Annotated in this window: 18 protein-coding genes; 11 read left to right on the plus strand and 7 right to left on the minus strand. The window is 64.9% G+C overall.

The genetic code is table 11. From position 1 onward, the window contains the following. Window positions 1–140: 140 nt before the first annotated feature. On the minus strand, window positions 141–902 hold the full coding sequence (gloB, locus tag EV669_RS01370) for a hydroxyacylglutathione hydrolase (RefSeq protein ID WP_132097689.1): 762 nt from the start codon (window positions 900–902) through the stop codon (window positions 141–143). Window positions 903–931: 29 nt separating this feature from the next. On the opposite strand from gloB, the gene EV669_RS01375 reads away from it, so the two are divergent. The 11 genes from EV669_RS01375 (at window position 932) to EV669_RS01425 (ending at window position 10,945) form a co-directional block, all read left to right on the plus strand. Next, on the plus strand, window positions 932–1,669 hold the full coding sequence (locus tag EV669_RS01375) for a class I SAM-dependent methyltransferase (RefSeq protein WP_245622691.1): 738 nt from the start codon (window positions 932–934) through the stop codon (window positions 1,667–1,669). Then, a complete protein-coding gene (gene rnhA, locus EV669_RS01380; protein ID WP_054285676.1) occupies window positions 1,662–2,102 on the plus strand; it encodes a ribonuclease HI in 441 nt (146 codons plus the stop codon). The genes EV669_RS01375 and rnhA overlap by 8 nt, the downstream gene beginning before the upstream one ends. A gap of 33 nt (window positions 2,103–2,135) precedes the next feature. Next, the gene (dnaQ, locus tag EV669_RS01385) at window positions 2,136–2,864 is read left to right on the plus strand and encodes a DNA polymerase III subunit epsilon (RefSeq protein WP_054285677.1); all 729 of its coding nucleotides are present in this window, start codon (window positions 2,136–2,138) and stop codon (window positions 2,862–2,864) included. Then, complete coding sequence (gene ispD, locus EV669_RS01390; RefSeq protein WP_132097690.1) at window positions 2,861–3,562, plus strand: 2-C-methyl-D-erythritol 4-phosphate cytidylyltransferase; 702 nt, start codon at window positions 2,861–2,863, stop codon at window positions 3,560–3,562. The genes dnaQ and ispD overlap by 4 nt, the downstream gene beginning before the upstream one ends. Then, on the plus strand, window positions 3,559–4,050 hold the full coding sequence (ispF, locus tag EV669_RS01395; RefSeq protein WP_318271260.1) for a 2-C-methyl-D-erythritol 2,4-cyclodiphosphate synthase: 492 nt from the start codon (window positions 3,559–3,561) through the stop codon (window positions 4,048–4,050). Before ispD ends, ispF begins: the two co-directional genes overlap by 4 nt. A gap of 54 nt (window positions 4,051–4,104) precedes the next feature. Continuing rightward, window positions 4,105–4,764 carry a ribose-5-phosphate isomerase RpiA gene (gene rpiA, locus EV669_RS01400; RefSeq protein WP_132097692.1) on the plus strand — a complete coding sequence of 220 codons (660 nt, stop codon included), beginning with the start codon at window positions 4,105–4,107 and terminating at the stop codon, window positions 4,762–4,764. A gap of 83 nt (window positions 4,765–4,847) precedes the next feature. Beyond that, the gene (gene phoU, locus EV669_RS01405; RefSeq protein WP_055433492.1) at window positions 4,848–5,552 is read left to right on the plus strand and encodes a phosphate signaling complex protein PhoU; all 705 of its coding nucleotides are present in this window, start codon (window positions 4,848–4,850) and stop codon (window positions 5,550–5,552) included. Between the two features lie 125 nt (window positions 5,553–5,677). Further along, on the plus strand, window positions 5,678–7,195 hold the full coding sequence (ppx, locus tag EV669_RS01410) for an exopolyphosphatase (RefSeq protein ID WP_207913761.1): 1,518 nt from the start codon (window positions 5,678–5,680) through the stop codon (window positions 7,193–7,195). Then, the gene (gene corA, locus EV669_RS01415; RefSeq protein WP_054285681.1) at window positions 7,177–8,247 is read left to right on the plus strand and encodes a magnesium/cobalt transporter CorA; all 1,071 of its coding nucleotides are present in this window, start codon (window positions 7,177–7,179) and stop codon (window positions 8,245–8,247) included. Before ppx ends, corA begins: the two co-directional genes overlap by 19 nt. A gap of 89 nt (window positions 8,248–8,336) precedes the next feature. Further along, window positions 8,337–10,697: a heavy metal translocating P-type ATPase gene (locus EV669_RS01420; RefSeq protein WP_054285682.1), complete on the plus strand. Its 2,361-nt coding sequence runs from the start codon at window positions 8,337–8,339 to the stop codon at window positions 10,695–10,697. A 29-nt stretch (window positions 10,698–10,726) separates the two neighbouring features. Next, window positions 10,727–10,945 (plus strand): heavy-metal-associated domain-containing protein, encoded by a 219-nt coding sequence (locus EV669_RS01425; protein ID WP_054285683.1) that lies wholly within the window; start codon window positions 10,727–10,729, stop codon window positions 10,943–10,945. A gap of 69 nt (window positions 10,946–11,014) precedes the next feature. On the opposite strand, the gene EV669_RS01430 is transcribed toward EV669_RS01425, so the two are convergent. The 6 genes from EV669_RS01430 to EV669_RS01455 form a co-directional block, all read right to left on the minus strand. Beyond that, window positions 11,015–11,794, minus strand: coding sequence for a 3',5'-cyclic-nucleotide phosphodiesterase (locus EV669_RS01430; protein ID WP_054285684.1), 780 nt, complete (start codon window positions 11,792–11,794; stop codon window positions 11,015–11,017). Between the two features lie 120 nt (window positions 11,795–11,914). Beyond that, window positions 11,915–13,810 carry a M14 family metallopeptidase gene (locus EV669_RS01435; RefSeq protein ID WP_054285685.1) on the minus strand — a complete coding sequence of 632 codons (1,896 nt, stop codon included), beginning with the start codon at window positions 13,808–13,810 and terminating at the stop codon, window positions 11,915–11,917. A gap of 171 nt (window positions 13,811–13,981) precedes the next feature. Next, a complete protein-coding gene (locus EV669_RS01440) occupies window positions 13,982–16,378 on the minus strand; it encodes a glucose/quinate/shikimate family membrane-bound PQQ-dependent dehydrogenase (RefSeq protein ID WP_132097693.1) in 2,397 nt (798 codons plus the stop codon). A 101-nt stretch (window positions 16,379–16,479) separates the two neighbouring features. Next, on the minus strand, window positions 16,480–18,054 hold the full coding sequence (locus EV669_RS01445; protein WP_132097694.1) for a PhnE/PtxC family ABC transporter permease: 1,575 nt from the start codon (window positions 18,052–18,054) through the stop codon (window positions 16,480–16,482). Further along, window positions 18,048–18,848, minus strand: coding sequence for a phosphonate ABC transporter ATP-binding protein (locus EV669_RS01450; RefSeq protein WP_054285688.1), 801 nt, complete (start codon window positions 18,846–18,848; stop codon window positions 18,048–18,050). Before EV669_RS01450 ends, EV669_RS01445 begins: the two co-directional genes overlap by 7 nt. Next, window positions 18,845–19,696 carry a putative selenate ABC transporter substrate-binding protein gene (locus tag EV669_RS01455; RefSeq protein WP_054285689.1) on the minus strand — a complete coding sequence of 284 codons (852 nt, stop codon included), beginning with the start codon at window positions 19,694–19,696 and terminating at the stop codon, window positions 18,845–18,847. The genes EV669_RS01450 and EV669_RS01455 overlap by 4 nt, the downstream gene beginning before the upstream one ends. Between the last annotated feature and the right edge of the window lie 31 nt (window positions 19,697–19,727).

Raw genomic sequence — 19,727 nt, forward strand, 5'->3', positions numbered from 1 at the left:
ATTTTGGTTTCGGGCCGATGCTAGTCCAGCCAAAAGAAGGCTGTCAACACAAAAAAACCGTGGTATTTCATGAGCTTTTGCCTGAGCGGACAGCAGGTGCACATGTTCTGATGGCTGCCCCAAAGGCAATGGCATATCCCTCAGCCGGCAAAGCCGTCCTTCCAAGCGCGCAGGGCGGCGAAAACCGCCGTGGCCCCGCTCAACGGCTGGGCGCGCCAAGCGCTGGCCGCCGCGATCACGGCAGGCTCGCCAGTACGCAGGAAGGGGTTGGTGGCGTGCTCCTGCTCCACGGTGGTGGGCAGGGTGGGCTGTCCTTGCGCCCGCCTGGCGGTGTCCGCCGACCAGCGCTCGGTCAGTGCCGCGTTGTCCGGTTCCACTGCTCGGGCAAACTTCAGGTTGGCGAGCGTGTACTCATGGGCAGGGTAGAGGCGGGTTTGAGCCGGCAGGTGGCCCAACCGGGCCACCGAAGCAGCCAGCGCCTCCACGCTGCCATCGAAGGCGCGCCCGCAGCCGGCACCGAACAAGGTGTCGCCACAGAAGGCATGGCCCGGTGCGACAAAGGCGAGGTGCTCACGGGTGTGGCCGGGAATGGCCCAGACGGTGAAAGGTTGGCCGAACAGGGGCACACTGCAGCCCTCCTCGACGGAGTGGGTAATGCCGGGAACGGTCGACGGACCATACACCGCCAGTTGCGGCCAGCGCTCTGTCAGGGCCGGCAGTCCGCCGACGTGGTCGCCATGACGATGGGTGATGAGCACGGCCTGCAGCAGCAGGTCGTTTGCCTCGAGAAAGGCCTGCAGGGGGCCGGCCTCTCCGGGGTCGACCGCGACGGCACGGCCGTCCTGATGCAAAACCCAGATATAATTGTCGTCGAATGCGCGCACGGGCGTGACAGTGAACATGACGAGGCGGGGCCTTCTTCCAGATGAAAATGACGTTTTCCGAATGGTTGGCAGGCTCGGAGCTCGGGCAGTACCTGCTGGCCCGGGAACAGGCCTATTACGACCAGGTTGTGGCCGATGCCTTCGGCTTTCATGCTGTGCAGCTCGGTCTGGTTGACCAGCCGCTGCTGCGTGCCAACCGCATCGCCTGCCAAGTGCGTGTGGATGCCGGGGCCGGCGACCTCCGGGCCGACTTCGCCCAACTGCCGTTTGCCACCCGCAGCATCGACCTCATCCTGCTGCCGCACACCCTCGATTTTACCGGGCATCCGCACCAGGTGCTGCGGGAAGCGGCGCGGGTGCTGGTGCCGGAGGGCCGGCTTATTGTCACCGGCTTCAATCCATTCTCTTTCTGGGGGGCGCGGCGGCTGCTGCAAGGCTCGACCCGGGCGCCCTGGAGTGGCCGCTTCCTGCGGCTGGGCCGGATGAAGGACTGGCTGAAGCTGCTGGGGCTGGAACCGATGGGCGCGGGCTACATGGCCTATGCGCCGCCCTTCAACCGTGGCGACTGGCTGGCCCGTTTCGGCCGACTGGAAACCGCGGGCGAGCGCTGGTGGCCGCTGGCTGCGGGTGTGTACGGCATTGAGGCCGTCAAGCGCGAGCGCGGCATGCGGCTGATCACCCCGGCATGGATGACGCACAAGAAAGCAGCGGGCCTTGCCGTGGCCGGTCAGGCCGACCGGCATCCCGCACCTCCACTCAAGACGGACGAACCCACCCATGAATGAAGACTGCGTCGAGATTTATTCCGACGGCGCCTGCAAGGGCAACCCCGGCCCGGGTGGCTGGGGCGTGCTGCTGCGTTACCGCGGCAAGGAGAAGGAACTTTTCGGCGGCGAGGCTGGAACCACCAACAACCGCATGGAGCTGCAGGCGGTGATCGAGGGACTGAATCTGCTCAATCGCCCCTGCCGCGTGGTGGTATACACCGATTCGCAGTATGTGCAGAAAGGCATCTCCGAGTGGATTCACGGCTGGAAGCAACGGGGCTGGAAGACTGCGGCCAAGGCGCCGGTGAAGAATGCCGATCTGTGGCAGGCCCTGGATGCCGCCCGCAATCGCCATACCGTTGAGTGGCGGTGGGTGAAAGGCCACGCTGGCCATGAATTCAACGAACGCGCCGACCAGCTGGCCAACCGCGGCGTGGAGCTGGCCCGTTAATACGGCCCCCGTCTTCCGAACCTCAGGACGCAGATGAGACAGATCATCCTCGATACCGAGACCACCGGTCTCGAAGCCCACCTTGGCCACCGCATCATCGAGTTCGCCGGGCTGGAAATGGTCAACCGCAAGCTGACCGGACGCTACCTGCATTTATACATGCATCCGGAGCGCCAGATCGACCCGGACGCCGAACGGGTGCACGGCATCTCGCTCGACTTCCTGGCCGACAAGCCGAAGTTTGCGCAGGTGGCCGACGAGCTTGCAGCCTTCCTGCGCGATGCTGAGCTGATCATCCACAATGCCCCCTTCGACCTTGGCTTTCTCAATGCCGAGTTCGATCGCGTGGGGCTGCCGCGCGCCAACGCGCTGTGCAACGGCGTGATCGATACGCTGGCCATGGCGCGTGACCTGTTTCCAGGTAAACGCAACAACCTGGACGCCCTGTGCGACCGCTTCGAGATCGACCGTGCCAACCGTGTGTTCCACGGTGCCCTGATCGACTGCGAGCTGTTGGCCGAAGTATATCTGGCGATGACACGCGGCCAGGACAGCCTGGCTATGGACATCGACATGGAAACGCCACGTCAGGACGCCCTGACCGGCCTGGCCTTCGAGCGCAAACCCTTGCGGGTGCTACCGGCCAGTGAAGCGGAGCTTGCCGAGCACGCCGCCTATCTGGACACACTCGACAAGGCGGCCAAAGGGGCGTGCATCTGGCGCAGCCTGGCCCCGGCCGACCCGACGGAGGGCAGCGCGTGAGCCGGTGTGTGGCGCTGGTGCCTGCCGGGGGAGTGGGCAGTCGCTTCGGTGCGGTGTGTCCCAAGCAGTACCTGGACGTCAACGGTCTGCCCCTGATGGCGCACACCCTGTCTGCACTGGCGGCGGTGCCCGCCATCGATCTTGTGGCGGTTGTGATCGCGCCTGACGACACCTGGTTCGACAGCTTCGACTGGCCGATGGAAAAGCTGCGTGTGCTGCGGGTGGGCGGCGCGAGCCGCGCGGAGACCGTGCGCAACGGCCTGGCAGCGCTGGGCTTGGCCGAAGGGGACTGGGTGCTGGTGCATGATGCGGCCCGCTGCTGCATCGATACGGCGCAGGTGGCCCGGCTCATCGATACCTTGGCCGAAGACCCTGTGGGGGGGCTTCTGGCCTTGCCGGTGCCCGACACCGTCAAGGAGGCCGATGCCGCCCAGCGGGTAAGGGGCACCCGCCCCCGGGACGGGCTGTGGCTGGCGCAGACGCCGCAGATGTTTCGTAGCGGTCTGCTGACGCGGGCGCTGGGTGGAGGGGCCTTGGCCGAAAGCATGACCGACGAGGCCTCAGCCATCGAGGCGTTGGGTCTGTCCCCGCGGCTGGTGGAGGGCAGCGCCAGCAACTTCAAGGTCACCTGGCCGGCCGATCTCGTGCTGGCGCGCGCTGTGCTCGCGGGTCGCAACCAGATTGAAGGGAGGGAGTGATGTTCCGCATTGGACAAGGCTATGACGTTCACCGGCTGGTGGAGGGCCGACCGCTGATCCTGGGCGGTGTGCAGCTGCCCTACGAAAAAGGCTTGCTCGGGCATTCCGATGCCGATGCGCTGCTGCATGCGGTGACCGATGCCCTCTTGGGGGGGGCGGGATTGGGCGATATCGGCCGCCATTTTCCTGACACCGACCCGGCTTTTGCCGGGGCCGACAGCCGCGTGCTGCTGCGGGCAGCACGCGAGCGGGTGGAGGCCGCCGGCTGGCGGGTCGTCAACGTCGACAGCACCATCATTGCCCAGGCACCCAAACTGGCTCCGCATATCGATGCCATGCGCCGCACCTTGGCCGAAGACCTGGGCCTGGCGCCCGAACAGGTCAACATCAAGGGCAAGACCAACGAAAAGCTCGGTTACATCGGGCGGGGCGAGGCGATCGAAACGCATGCGATCTGCCTGCTGATGGCCGCTGCCGGTGTAAAATGAAGCCGTGAAGAACCAGAACCCGCGGCGCCCGCGCCGTGCAACCGGGAGAAGACCATGCTGACCCAGAACCAGCTCAAACTTGCTGTTGCCCAGAAAGCCATCGAATTCGTCCCGGACGATGCCATCGTGGGGGTGGGCACCGGCAGCACCGTGAACCTGTTCATCGAAGAGCTGTCGCGCATCAAGGGCCGCATCCGTGGCGCGGTGTCCAGTTCCGAGGCCTCCACCGAGCGGCTGAAGGCCCACCACATTCCGGTCTTCGACCTCAACGCCGTGGACGACGTGCCCGTCTATATCGATGGTGCCGACGAGATTAACCACTATCTGCACATGATCAAGGGCGGCGGCGGTGCTCTCACCCGCGAAAAGATCGTGGCGGCCGTGGCCCGCGAGTTCATCTGCATCGCAGACGAGACCAAGTATGTGTCGGTGCTGGGGCAGTTTCCCCTGCCGGTTGAAGTGATTCCGATGGCCCGCAGCCATGTGGCGCGCGAACTGGTGCGCCTCGGTGGCCATCCGGAAATGCGCCATGGCTTCACCACCGACAACGGCAACATCATCCTCGATGTGCATGGACTCTCGATTGCCAAGCCGGTGGAGATGGAGGAAACCATCAACCAGATTGCCGGCGTGGTCACCTGCGGACTGTTCGCCCGTCGTCGCGCGGATGTGCTGGTGCTCGGCCGGCAGAACGGGGTGGACGTAATCCGGTAAGGCCTGCTGCCGCGTCCGGTCATCGTGTTGTCACACGGACGCGGTAAGCTGCCGGACGGTTTGCCTGAACAAAGGGGAGCGCAATGCCAGAACATATTTCCAAACAGTTCGACCTGGAACTCGAAACCATCCGCACCCGCGTGCTGCAGATGGGCGGGCTGGTCGAACAGCAGATCCTCTCGGCGATCGATGCGCTCACTTCGGGCGACGTGGCCAAGATGGAGAAGGTGATCGCCGAAGACGCGCTTGTCAACGCGCTGGAAGTGGCCATCGACGACGACTGCCAGCACATCATTGCGCGCCGCCAGCCGGCTGCCAGCGACCTGCGCATGGTGTTGACGGTGGTCAAGACCATCACCGACCTCGAGCGCATTGGCGACGAGGCCCAGAAGATCGCCCGCATGGGCCGCACAGTGCACGGCAGCGAGCGCTACCAGATCCCGCGTTTCCGCGAGATCCGAAAAATGGCGGAAGTGGCGCTGGGCATGCTGCGCCGTGCCTTGGACGCCTTCGCCCGGCTGGATGCCACCGCCGCGCTGGAGCTGGCCGAAGAAGACCAGCGGCTGGACGAGGACTTTGCCTCCGAACTGCGCCAGCTGATCACTTTCATGATGGAAGACCCGCGCACCATCAGCATGTCGATCGACGTGCTGTTCATTGCCAAGGCCATCGAGCGCATCGGCGACCACGCCAAGAATATCTCCGAATACGTGGTGTACCTCGTCAAGGGCAAGGACATCCGCCACACCACAATCGAGACGATCAAGCGGGAAACGCTGGACAACTAGGCCTAGTTGATTTATCACGGTGCGGCGACGGCTTCGGGCGTCGCCGTTTTTCCGTGACCAACCCCAGCCTGCGGCCGTATCTCACCTGGCAGCCGCCGGTCCTACCATCCAGTGGATGGATGAGCATGACGACGACCGTACCTCCCTACCCGGTGCTGGCCACCGTGGACCTCGGGTCCAACAGCTTCCGCCTCCAGATTTCCCGCGTGGTCGACGACCAGCTCTATACCTTGGATTCCCTCAAGGAAACCGTCCGGCTCGGTGCCGGCCTGACCAGCGACAAACTGCTGACCCAGGAAGTGCAGGACCGGGCGCTTGCCTGCCTGGCCCGCTTTGGCGAACGCCTGCGCGGTTTTGAGCCAGCGCAGGTGCGGGTGGTGGGCACCAACACCCTGCGAGTAGCCAAGAACGCACCGGCCTTCATCGAGCAGGCCGAGGCGCGGCTGGGTTTTCCGATCGAGATCATCGCCGGGCGCGAAGAGGCCCGCCTGATCTATCTGGGCGCTGCGCACAGCCTGCCGGCCACCAAGGAGAAGCGGCTGGTGGTGGACATCGGCGGCGGTTCCACCGAGTTCATCATCGGGGCGCAGTACAAGCCGCTGGTGACCGAAAGCCTGCCGCTGGGCTGCGTGTCCTACAGCCTGCGCTACTTTGCTGACGGCGTGCTGACCAAGCAGGCCTTCCGCGATGCGACCCTCGCAGCCCGCAACGAGATCCAGCGCATCACGCAGGCCTACCCGCCTGATGCATGGCAACTGGCGGTGGGCACCTCCGGCACAGCCCGTTCGCTACGGGACATACTCGAACTCAACGATTACAGCGACGGCGACATCACCCTGACAGGCATGGAGCGCTTGCGCGGCGAGCTGATCCGCCGTGGCCAGCTGCGCAATGTCGCCCTGAACGGGCTCAAGAGCGACCGCCTGCCGGTGCTGCCCGGCGGGCTGGCGATCATGATCGGCATCTTCGAGGAACTGGGCGTCGACCGGATGATCGTGGCCGAAGGCGCGCTGCGCGATGGCGTGCTGTATGACCTGTTGGGCCGGCAGCAGGAAAAGGATATGCGTGACACCACTGTCACCGCGTTCAAGCGCCGTTATCACGTCGATCTGGCCCAGGCAGAGCGCGTGGCAACCTTGGCCGAACGTTTCTATCGCATGGCTGCTGGCGACGACGCCGATGCGGACATGGTCAAGCAGGTGTTGTGGGCAGCCCGATTGCATGAAATTGGCCGCACGATTGCGCATACGGCCTATCACAAGCATTCGGCATACATCTTGCAACACGCGGACATGCCCGGCTTTTCCCGGCGCGAACAGGCCACGCTGGCGCTGATCGTGCTCGGCCACCGCGGGGACATGGGCAAGATGGTGCCCCAGGTGCGTGAACCGGTGCTCTGGCCTGCCATCATCGCCCTGCGGCTTGCGGTGCTGTTCCACCGCAGCCGCACCGAGGTGGCGCTGCCGCAGGCCCTGGATCTGCGCCCGGTGTCGCGAGGGTTCGAACTGACCCTGGAAGGGGAATGGCTGGATGCCAACCCCCTGACCGCCAGTGCGTTGAAACAGGAATCTGCCCAGTGGAAAACGGCGGGCTTCTGTCTCAACTTCCGGCAAGGTCAGGTCCAATGCGTCACGCCCATCTGAAAGAACGCGTGCCCACGCTCGGGGAGGTGCCCGGCACGCTCCTGCGCGTGGGCGAAAAAAAGAGCGATACCACCTCCATCACGTTGATCGAGTACAGCGCCGAGGCGCTCGACGAGACACGTTTCGACAGCGTGGAGGACGGTCTTGCCTACCAGCCCAGGCAGCCGGTGCTGTGGCTGAATGTCTATGGCCATGACCCGGAGGCGATGCGGGCCATCGGCGAACGCTTCCATCTTCACCCGCTGGTGCTCGAAGATATCCTCAACGCACGCCAGCGCCCCAAGGTAGAGGACTACGGCGATTACCTTTTCATGGCCACGCGCGTGTTCTACTTTCCCAGCGACCATGAAACCTCCCGGCTGCGGTACGACCAGGTGTACTTTGTCATTGGTGAGAACTTCGTGCTCACTTTTCAGGAGCGCCCTTTGGGGATCTTCGAGACAGTGCGCGAACGCCTGCGTACGGCGCGCGGCCTGATCCGTGGCAAGGGCGCCGATTATCTCGCCTACTCGCTGATCGATGCGCTGATCGACGATTACTTTGGCGTGATCAACCAATTGACCGAGCAGGTGGAGCAGGCAGATCGCGCCCTGCTGGTGATGAGCGACGGTGCAGTGCTGCGGCGCATCCAGCGGCTGAAGCACGACTGCTTGAAGCTGCGCCGCTCGCTGCTGCCGATGCGGGAGATCCTTACCGCCCTCAACCGGGGCGACTACGGCTTTTTCAAGGGCGAAACGCTGGTCTACATGCGCGATGCCTACGATCACACGCTGCACCTGCTGGAGTCGGTGGAGATGTCGCGCGAAAATGTCAGCGACATGCTGGAGCTGTACATGTCTGCCCAGTCCAACCGCCTCAACGTACAGATGCGCGTGCTGACGGTCATCACCATGATCTTCATGCCGCTGACGCTGATCGCCGGCATCTACGGCATGAATTTCAAGTACATGCCGGAGCTGGAATGGCACTATGGCTACTACTATTCGCTGGCCCTGATGGGGGCGATTGCGGTGGCGATGAGCGTATGGTTCTGGCGTCGGCGCTGGTTGTGAGCCCCCAAAGAAGACCGCTTCGGCGGTCTTTTCTTCGGCTTGCAGTATACCCCTATGGGGTATAATATGCCCGGTAAGGAGGAACAGTCATGAGCCATCGCATCACCTTGCCCGTGGAGGGCATGACCTGCAATGCGTGCGCTGCACGCGTCGAAAGGCAGCTCAATCGCCTGCCGGGTGTGGAAGCGGCCGTCAGTTTTGCCAGCGAGGCTGCCACCGTGGCGCTGCCGGACGACGGTTCCAGTGGTCTTTCGGATGTGGTGGCCATGATCGAGAAGACCGGTTATCGGGTGCCACAGGCGCGGGAAACTGTGGAGATCGAGGGAATGACCTGCGCGGCCTGTGCCAACCGGCTGGAGAAGGTGCTCAATCGGCTGCCGGGCATGCAGGCCAGTGTCAGCTTTGCCAGCGAGTCCGCAACCCTTTCCTACCCTGAGGGCGTATACGACTTCGAGCAGATTGCCCAAACAGTGCGCAAGGCAGGCTTCGGTGCCCGCCGTCCGGAGGTAGCCCCGGAGTCTGCTTCGGCCAACCTTGAGGCGCGGCATGCCACAGCCTGGCAGCGGGACCGGCGGGCTTTTGCCGTGTCTGCCCTGTTGACCTTGCCCTTTCTGCTTGAGATGGCTCTGATGCTGTCCGGCAGCCACCATGGCTTTCTGCCGCGCTGGTTGCAATGGCTGCTGGCCACGCCGGTACAGTTCGTGATCGGGTGGCGCTTCTACCGTGGGGCCTGGCACGCCCTGCGTGGCGGCGGTGCCAACATGGACGTCCTCGTCGCCTTGGGGACGACCATGGCTTGGCTGCTGTCAACGGTGGTGACCGTGGCCGGGCTGCACACACAGCATGTCTATTTTGAGGCGAGTGCGGCGGTGATCACGCTGGTGCTGCTGGGCAAGCTGTTGGAGTCGCGTGCCAAGGGCAAAACCGCCGGGGCCATCGAGGCCCTGATCCGGCTGGCCCCCCGGACTGCACGGGTGGAAAGGGAAGGCCAGTGGGTCGATGTTCCTGCCGAACAGTTGGCCGAAGGCGACCGTGTGATGGTGCGTAACGGTGAGACGGTACCGGTGGACGGCACGGTGGTCAGCGGCCATGCCAGCCTAGACGAGAGCATGCTCACCGGCGAGAGCCTGCCAGTGGGCAAGCAGGCGGGTGATGCGGTGTTTGCCGGCACGCGTAACCGGGAGGGCATGCTGGAAGTGCTGGCTACAGGCGTGGGCAGCCGTACTCAGCTGGCGGACATTGTGCGCATGGTGAAGACGGCGCAGGGCTCCAAGGCGCCGATCCAGCGGCTTGCGGACGTGATTTCTGGAGTGTTCGTGCCTGCCGTGCTGGGCATTGCCCTGCTGACCCTGGTGGCCACCGGTCTGCTAACCGGCAACTGGGTGGAGGCGCTGATCCGTGCGGTGGCGGTGCTGGTGATCGCCTGCCCGTGTGCCCTGGGCCTGGCCACCCCCACCGCGGTCATGGTGGGCATGGGCAATGGCGCGCGGCGCGGCATCCTGTTTCGTAATGCTGCCGCGCTGGAGCATGCGGGGCGCCTGACGGCATTGGTGCTGGACAAGACGGGGACGCTGACCGAAGGGCAGCCGCAAGTGCGGTCGGTCCAGGGCTTTGGTGTGTCTCCGGAATCGGTATTGCAGTGGGCCGCCAGCGTCGAGGCCGGCTCCGAGCACCCACTGGCTCGGGCCGTTCTGGCCGAGGCGCGCAACCGGACGCTGTCGCCCCTGGCTGTGGAAGCCTTCGTGGCGACGATTGGCCAGGGAGTGGAAGCACATGTCGCCGGCGTCGGGCGCATCCGTGTGGGGGTGCCGGGCTGGGCCGGGCCGGCACCGGCAGAGGTCGACGCTCACTACGCCGATGGCCTGACAGTGCTCGCGGTGGCGCGCGATGGCCAATGCATCGGGCTGATCGCGGTGGCTGACCCACTGCGGGCCACCTCGGTGGAAGCCGTGCGCCGCCTGAAGGAGGCTGGGGTACGGGTCGTGATGCTGACCGGGGACAATGCCGCAACCGCACGACGCGTGGCGGCCGAGGCCGGCATCACGCACTGGCAGGCCCAGGTGAGGCCCGAAGAAAAAGCCGCCGAGGTGGCCCGGCTCAAGGCAGAAGGTCACATCGTGGGCATGGCCGGCGACGGCATCAACGATGCGCCCGCCCTGGCACTGGCAGATGTCAGCTTTGCCATGGGCACTGGGGCCGACGTAGCCATCGAGGCGGCCGACGTGACGCTCATGCGTGCCGATCTGGTGCATCTGGCGGACGCCATCCGGCTGTCACGCGCCACGCTGACCAAGATCCGCCAGAACCTGTTTTTTGCCTTTGTCTACAACACACTGGGCATCCCGCTTGCCGCCTTGGGCTGGCTGAACCCGGTGATCGCAGGCGCCGCTATGGCAGCCAGTTCGGTCTCGGTCGTGACCAACTCGCTGCTGCTGCGCCGTTGGAAATGACTTTCATCAATCTCTAAAGGAACAAGACCATGATTGAAATGACGATGTCGGTACGCGGCATGACCTGCGTGGGCTGTGTCAACAGCGTGAACGAAGTTCTCAACCGTATCGAGGGCGTGGAATCGGCCGAAGTGAACCTGCAGACCGCCAGTGCACGCGTCTGTTACGACGAAAGCCGCGTGGCGCCGGATGCGCTGCTGCAGGCGGTGAACGACGCCGGCTTTGAAGCCAGCTCGATCAGCGCCTGACGCAGCGTCACCGAGTGATCTTTCGGCCAACCTCGCTGCGGCAGGGTTGGCCGAAGCATGTTTCAGGGCTCAGACTCGCCCGCCGGGGCGGATCACGCTGCCTGCCACGAGTTGCCGGATGTCCCGCCCACCGCCTAGTGCAGGGGCAATCAGTGCCATCATCCGCGCTTCATCTCCCGGTTCGAGGTGACTGACCCAGAAACGGACCGAGGAGGGAAGGCCCTCCAGAAGCGGGGCCAGCAGGGCTGGGGAGAGGTGACCAAACCGTGCAGCGGTCTCGGCGCGGCTGTCGTCGTAGGAGATCTCACCCAACACGTCGGTCAGGTGCGGTACGCGTGCGAGCGCCTTCCAGAAGGCCGGGCAGGGACCGCTATCCCCGGTAAAGGCCCAGGCAACGCGGCCTTCGTCAACTAGCCACCCCAGCGCAGGCACACTGTGGCAGGCGGGCAAGGCGGCGACCGTCAAGCCATGTATCTGTAGTCTCTCCTCCGGGGTTACCGGGCACAGCCGCACGAAAGCCCTGTCCGGATGTGGGTAACGGGTGTAATCAGGCCAGAGAGGTCCGGAAAACATGTGAGTCTTGAGTGCCTGCACCGTTTCGGGTCCGGTATAGACCGTTACACCGCCACCACCGTTGCTGGCATGGGCATGCGCCAGAAGCGGCAATAGACCACTATGGTCCAAGTGGCTGTGCGTGAGCAGTACAGTATCGATGGCAAGCAGGTCGGGCAGAGGAAGATCCCCCACGCCTGTTCCACAATCGATGAGGATGGCCTCTCCTACCCGGAAGCTGGTGGTTCGAGCAGGGCCGCCGATGCCCGAAGAGGCGCCAAGTACGGTAATGTCCATGTGGGTTCCAACGTGCAGTCAGCCGATTCTAGCTGTCGCTGCGCTACCCGTGCAGGTTTTTACCGAGTCTCATGAAAAACGGCGGGTTTCCCCGCCGTTCCTGGTTGCTTGGAGTGTGACTTAACGCACCACCCCCACCGGATACAGGTATCGGTTGCTATCGGCAAACGGTGTACGCTCATAGAACCAGTTCAGGCGGGCACTGCGGTCGGCGGCAAACTTCTTGTCCGACTTCAGACGGGCTTCGAATGCCTTGCGCAAGGCAGGGCTTTCGGCCAGCATGCGCCGGGCCATGGGTTCCATTACATAGGCCTCGGGGGCTTCGGCCGACGTGAGGTTTGCGTTGAAGAAGCCCCAGTGCAAGAAGGAGTCGGGGCTTTCCGGCTCCAGCAGCACCATGGCCAGCGTGCCCAGGCGCTGGTTGGGGTCGATGACCACCGAACCGGCCGGGTAGGTCACGCGACGCTGTTGCGGTACCGGCTTGCCGCTGACCAGCAGGCGTCCTTCATAGCCCGGAATCTTGTCGGCGGATTCGCGGTCCGGTTCGAACGGGGTGCCAAGCTTCACGTCCTCCAGCCGGTAGACCGTGACGTCGTAGCTGGTCGGCTTGTCCAGCGTGGTCATCTGGATCCCGTGCACTTTCATCCGTTCGATCACGTCATGCCACTGTGCAGGCACGACATAGGCCTTGGGACGGGGCACCACCAGGTCCGGAGCCGTCAGCGGGGTGATCGGCAGCTTGTAGTCCTGTGGCTGATTGGTCCAGCGCATGATCTTGTCGCCGGTGATCGGCGAGGCCACCTTTTCGTATTTCACCCCCTTGAAGTCCACCACCTGCGGCTTGCCCTCTGCTTCCTTCCAAGTGAGAGTGACCTTTTCCGGACGCAGCTTGCGGTCGGCCTCGATGGCTGCGCGCAGGCTGTCGCGGTTGGCCGCCACCCGCTCGAAGATGGACTGGTACAGCACGTAGTTGCCCAGCACCTGTTGCGGATAGGGCTTGAGCGCGTGCAGTTCCACCAGGATGCCCGGTGTGCCGCGCACGTCTGCATACTGGTTTGAGAAGCGGGCCAGGTCGGTGTAGTAGGGATAGTAGCCCTTGCTCGGGTCCTCGTTGTCATTCATCGAGATGCAGACATTGGGCTCGTGTCCGTACTGCCGCAGGGTGGCGTACACCGTCGGCGTCATCACCTCATCCATCCAACGTGTGGCATTGGGCGACCAACCCATGCCGTTGTTGCAGTAGGTAACGTCGTAGCGGTAATTCACCCCGTCGGTGGAGTGCGTGTCGATGAAGAAGTCCGGATCGTATTCGTTAAGTACCCGCGCCACGTTGCGGATCTCCGGGCTGTCCAGCTTGGTGAAGTCGCGGTTCAGGTTGAGGTTGCGGCTGTTCACGCGCCAGCCGGTTTCGGTGGGACCGTTCTGGTTGATGCGGCCGTACTTACCATAGCGCATGTCGCCATCGGCATTGATGGTGGGCACGAACAGCAGGTTGACCTTGTCCAGCAGAGCCTTCTGGTTGCCCCGGACCGTCATGTCGCGAATCATCATCAGGCCGGCATCCTTGCCGTTGGCTTCTCCGGCATGGATGCCGGCCTGTACGTATACCGTCGGCTTGCCGCTGGCGCGCAGGCCGGCGGCGGACTTGTCGGCACTGGTGGACACCACCGCCATCACCAGCGGGCGGCCCTCATCGGTGGGCTCGGTCAGAGTCACCAGACGGATCAGCTCCGGACGTGCCGCAGCCAGGCGCTGCAGGTAGGCCACGGTTTCGCTGTAGGGTGGGGTGTGCTGCATACCCGAGGCTTCGAAAGGTGTGGCCCAAGGGTCGTTGGCGGCCACGGCAAACGCCAGGCTCTTTCCGCTCCACGGGATGTCCGGCGGCAGGATGCGCTGTTTGGCCGCCGAGAGAAACTGGCTGTCGTCGATGTAGTCGGGCCCGGTGGGCACACCGGCCCAAGCGGGCAGCGTGCTGACGAGGGCAGCGATCAGGGTCAGGCGTTGGGCGCGTTGCATGGTGCGAACTCCGTAAGAGGATGATGGGGAAAGCGTAACGTGCAGCGGCTTTTTCTGTATATGATAATTAGCTAATCATTGCCCGCGATCAAGGGTAACCTGTCGCATTTCGCGTGAGGCAGACAAGGAAAAGCCCGCCATGGGCGGGCTTTGGGGTGAATCCTGCCAGCTTCAGCGCTGCTGCCCGGCAGGCAGGGCATACGCGATCAGCGAGTCGCCAAGCTTGGTGCCCAGCGAGCCGTGACCACCGGCCATCACCACCACGTACTGCCGTCCGGTGCGCTCCGAGACATAGCTCATCGGTGTAGCCTGGCCGCCTGCAGGCAGCCGGTCGCGCCAGAGCTGGCGGCCGGTCTTCACGTCATAGGCGCGCAGGTAGTAGTCGAGTGTGGCGCTCATGAAGGCCACCCCTCCGGCCGTCACCATCGGGCCACCCAGACTGGGCACGCCCAGCGGCACCGGCACTGGCAGGGGTGCGCTGTCGCGGATGGTGCCGTTGCGATGCATCCATATCTTCTTCATCGTGCGCAGGTCCACGGCGGCCATGTAGCCCCACGGGGGCGCCTGGCAGGGGATTCCCAGAGGCGAGAGGAAGGGGCGCAGGATGACGCCGAAGGGGGTGCCGGTCATCGGCTGAATGCCCATCTCCGAGCCGTTGTTGTCCCGTTCCACCCCCTCTTCACGCGGGATCAGGCGCGAGCGGAAGGCCATATAGTTCGGGTTGGCGATCATCACCTGCCGGACCGGGTCGATGGCCACGCCGCCCCAGTCGAACACACCATAGTTGCCCGGGTAGACCAGCGAGCCCTTCACCGAAGGCGGAGTGAAGATGCCTTCATAGCGATGGCGGCGGAACTGGATGCGGCACACCAGCTGGTCCAGTGGGCTGGAGCCCCACATGTCGGTCTCGCGCAGGGGCTTCTCGGGGGCGAAGCTCAGCACAGAGAAAGGCTGGGTAGGGGCTGTCCAGTCGCCCTTGGCCGCGCCCTGCGGCACTGGGCGTTCTGGCGCCGGCACCAGCAGGCGGCCGGTGCGGCGGTCGAGCACGTAGACGTCGCCACGCTTGGTGGGCGCTACGAGCGCCGGCACACGCCCTTCGGGCCGGCCCAGGTCCACCAGTGTCGGCTGCGCGCCGATATCCATATCCCAGAGGTCGTGATGCACCGTCTGGTAGACCCAGCGCAGTTTGCCGCTGGCGATGTCCAGTGCGACGATGCTGCTGCTGAAGCGTTCCGCCGGCTGCTTGCGGTTGCCCCCCCAGATGTCCGGCGTCTGGTTGCCCATGGGGATGTACACCAGGCCCAGGCGCTCGTCCACACTGGACACCGACCAGGAGTTGGGCGAGTTGCGAACATACTGGCGTCCGGGCGGCAGGGGCGTGGTTTCGTCCGGGTTGCCCGAGTCCCAGTTCCACACCAGCTTGCCGCTGTCGATGTCGAACCCGAGGATCACACCGGACGGTTCGTTGGTGGAGTCGTTGTCGGTTACGCTGGCAGAAGCCACAAGGATGCGGTTAGTGACCACGGGGGGAGAGGTTGGGTTGAGGGCGCCCCGCTTGATGGCTCCCTGACCGGCTTTCAGGTCCACCACGCCACGTTGGCCGAAGCGGGTGCAGGGCTGGCCGGTATCGGCATTGACTGCCACGAGGGTAGCGTCGGCGGTGGGGGCGTAAATGCGGCGCGGGCACTCGCTGACGGCGGGCGAATCGGCAGCGGTGCGCCCATAGGCGGCGGCATCGTAATAGGCGACGCCGCGACAGATCATGTGTTGATAGTGACTGGCATCGCGGTTGATGCGTGGGTTGAAGCGCCAGCGCTCGCGGCCGGTGTCGGGGTCGAGGGCGATCACGATGTTGTGCGGCGTGCAGATGTAGAGCATGCCGTTGGCCTTGAGCGGGGTGACCTCGTTGGCCATCTCGTCCGGGTCGCCCGAGCCCTTGAAGTCGCCGGTGTGGAACTCCCAAGCGCGTTCCAGGCGGGCTACGTTGGCCGGCGTGATCTGGCTCAACGGTGCATAACGGTCGCCATAGCCGGAATGGCCATACGCAGACCAATCGCGCGGGGCGAAGTGGGCGGCTTGGTTACCCGGGGCTGTGGTTTCGGCCAGGCTCCCCTCCAGGGTGCCTGGCGCCGGACGGAAGAACACGCCGTATACCAGCAGCACCGCAGCCAGCAGCAGCACGATGCGCAGCAGGGTGACTTCACGCGCGAGCTTGACCGCGCCGTGAGTGGTGGAGAGCCGATTGGGCACCCAGGGCAGCGCCAGCCACAGGCCAAGCACGATCCACAGGTCCAGACGCGGCACCAGTTGCCAGCCGTCCAGTCCGACCTCGATCACCGACCACACCATCGTGCCGGCCAAAAGCACAATGTATAGCCAGAAAGCGTGCAGGGGGCGCCTCCAGAGCAGCCAGGCAGTCGCCAGCAGCATCAGGCCGGCAACGAGATAGTAGGGCGAGCCGCCCAACCAGACGAGGAGGCCGCCTCCACCAAGGAAAGCCAGCGCGAAGAGGGCAAAGACAAGTACGGTCAGGCGGATCAGCCTGCCGTGGGCAGCAAGTGTGGGCACAGTATTCCTCCGGGCACGGTCCACGTCGGGCCCGGCAATTTATGTACCCGGAATGGTAGGGGTTAGGCGAGTGACGCCGCGGGCCGGGCCGCGGCGTCCTCTCAGTGTGCCAGGCGCAGGCGGGTGTGCCGGCTGGTCTCTTCGGCCAACCACGAGAGCAGCAGCATCGCCACGATCACGGTGGCCGCCGTCTTTTCCTGGAAGAGGGAGAGCGCGAGGTACAGCTGCTGGCCAAGACCGCCTGCCCCCACGATGCCCAGCACTGCAGCGATGCGGATGTTGTTCTCCCAGCGGTAGAGGGTATAGGCCAGCCACTGGACGATCACTTCCGGCAGTACGCCGTGGCCGAAGGCGGCCGCCCGCCCGGCCCCTGCTGCCAGCAGGGCCTGTTCTGGCAGAGGCGGCGCATTCTCCAGCGTTTCGGCAAACAGCCGGCCCAGCACACCCGTGGTGTGCAGCGCCAGAGCCAACACCCCCGCTGCCGGCCCGAGCCCCAGCGCCAAGACAGCCAGTGCCGCCCACAGCAAGTCGGGCACGCCGCGCAGCGCGTTCAGCAGCAGGCGGGTAGCTGCCTTGGCCGGCATGCCGAAGCGGCCAGAAGCCGGCAGGGCCAGCAGCCCGCCGCCGGCGAACGCGAGGGTGGTCCCTAGTATCGAGATTGCCAGCGTTTCCAAGGTGCCGCGTGCCAGGTCTCCCCATATGGCTGCGCCCATTTCGGGTGGGAAGAAGCTGGCGGCGAACGGCCACAGGGCCTTCAGGTCAGCCCCTGCAGCAGCCCATGCCGGCCACAGCCACGCCAGGCTCGCGCCGATGGCGGTCGCTACAGCGGCGGCGAGCACCCCACTGCCGTAGCGGCTCTCCAGTCCACGGCGTGCCAGTGCGCTGATGGCTTCGGTGCCGATCACCAGCAGCAGGAACACCAGCAGCAGGGTGCTGACTTCGCTGCCATTCATCATTTTGATCGAGGTGTCCAGCAGCTGGCCGATGCCGCCTGCCCCGACAAAGCCCATCACCGCCGAGGCGCGGATGGCACATTCCCAGCGGTATACGGTGTAACTCACCAGTTCCGGCAGTGCCTGCGGCCACAGCCCCCAGAAAAAAACCTGTATCCGGCCGGCACCCTGTGCGGTGAGCGCCCGGGTGGGCCCATCAGGCTGGGATTCCAGAATCTCGGCGTATACCTTGCCCAGCATGCCGCCATAGGCGAGCCCCAGTGCGAGCACCGCAGGCAGACTGCCCAGCCCCACCGCCCGCACGAACAGCAGGGCCCACACGATTTCGGGCACACCGCGCAGCCCGATCATCAGTCCACGCAGTATCGGGCGCAGCCCGCGGGCCAGCGGATGACGGCGTGCCTCGGCAGACATGGGCAGGTCCAGCGCGCGGGTGGTCACGAAGGCCAGGGGCGCACCCAGGAACAGCGCCATTCCCAGCCCGGCGGTGGCCACCGCCAGCGTAGTAATGGTCTCGCGCGCCACCTCCAGAAGGAAGCCGGCCTCGTGGGCAGGGGGGAAGAAGCCAGCGACGAAATGGCCGAGCGTTCCCAGCGTCTCCGGTTGCAGCAGCAGCGCCGGGTTGAAGTGGGTATAAACGAAGGTCGGGGCCAGCAGGGCAAGCAGGACCAGCGTCCAGCCCAGCCTTGGCAGCAAGGCCGGGTCGCGCGGATGGCTCAGCATTGCGCACTCCGCGGCAGGGCGGAGGGACCCGGTTCGAGAGCGGGCGCGGGCGCGGTTTCCTCGCCGGCATACAGCTGGGCGATCAGTTCAGACGTGACGGCTGCACGGGGTAGGTCGAAGGCGACCCGGCCGGCGCGCAGCCCGATGATACGCGGAAAATATGCCAAGGCCAGGTCCACCGAATGCAGACTCATCATCAGCGTGGCGCCGCGTGCTCGGGCATCTGCGCTGAGCAGCCGCACGGTGTCTTCGGCCAACCTTGGATCGAGCGCTGAAACGGGTTCGTCTGCCAGCATCAGCCGTGGTGCCTGATAGAGCACCCGCGCGATGCCCACCCGCTGCCGCTGCCCCCCCGAAAGGCGGTCGCAACGGTCCCAAATTCGGTCTGCCAAGTCCACACGCGTCAGCGCCTCGCTCACACCGACGGGGTCGTGCGGACGGAGCAGTGCGAGCAGACTGCCCCACACGCTCTGGCTGGCCAGACGTCCAGCCGCCACCGCATTCACCACCCGCTGCCGCGCGGGCAGCGGCGGGGTCTGGTAGACCGTACCGATGCGCGCACGCAGCGCCGCCAGCGGCCCGGGGCGTAGCCGCCACGGGTTCTGTCCCAAAGGCTCTACCGTGCCTTGGGTCGGGCGGGCCAGGGTATTGGCCAGCATCAGGAGCGAAGTCTTGCCGGCGCCGGACGGACCGATCAGGGCCACCTGCGCCCCGTCGTCCAGCCTGAAGTTCAGGCCGGACAGCACGGGTTTGCCCTGCAGGGTCAGTCCGGCATCGTGAAACGCCAGGCTCACTTCAGCAGGCCGGCTTCACGCGCGGCAGCCTCGATGCCCTTGTAGTTCTCCGGCTTGGTGCCCACGAAGCGGGTGGCACGCTGCAGTTCCAGAATCTGCTGATGTTCCGGGTTCTTCGGGTCCAGCTTCAGGAAGGCAGCGGTGATCTTTTTCTGCAGCTTGGCGTCCAGGGAGCCGCGCACTGTCCAGTTGTAGTCGTAGAAGGTGGGGGTGGTGCCGATCACCTTGACCTTGGTGGCATCCACCTTGCCGGCCTCGACCAGCTTGTCCCACACCGACGCGTTGAGCGCGCCGCCTTCTACCTTGCCCGAGGCCACCCAGGCCACGGTGGCGTCATGGGCACCCGAGTAGGCCACGTTCTTGAAGTAGGTTTCCGGCTTGATGTTCTGCTTTTGCAGGAAGTAGCGCGGCATCAGGTGGCCGGAGGTGCTGGAGGCGGAGCCGAAGGCGAAGCTCTTGCCCTTGAGGTCTTTCAGGCTGTTGATGCCTGCAGCCACGCTGCCGATGTACTTGGAGGTGAACTTGGTGTCCTCCTCGCGCTGGACGAGCGGCACGACCTTGCCGCGCTCCTTGGCCTGCACATAGGTGAAGCCGCCCAGCCAGGCCATGTCGATCTTGTCGGAGGTAAGGGCGGTGACCACGGCAGCGTAGTCGGTAACCGGGACGAACTGCACCTTCATCCCCAGCTCTTTCTCCAGGTAGCTGCCCAAGGGCGCGAATTTGCGTTGCAGCTCGGTGGGAGCCTCGTCGGGAATGGCGGAAACACGCAGGACGGCTTCTTCAGCCAGCGCAACGGAAGCAGCGGCCAGCATCACTGCGGCCGCGAAGGTTTTTTTCGCGAAGGACATGTCAGGCTCTTTCGTAGGCGGGCACAAAGCC

The organism is Gulbenkiania mobilis, from assembly GCA_004346645.1.
GTDB classification, from domain to species: domain Bacteria; phylum Pseudomonadota; class Gammaproteobacteria; order Burkholderiales; family Chromobacteriaceae; genus Gulbenkiania; species Gulbenkiania mobilis.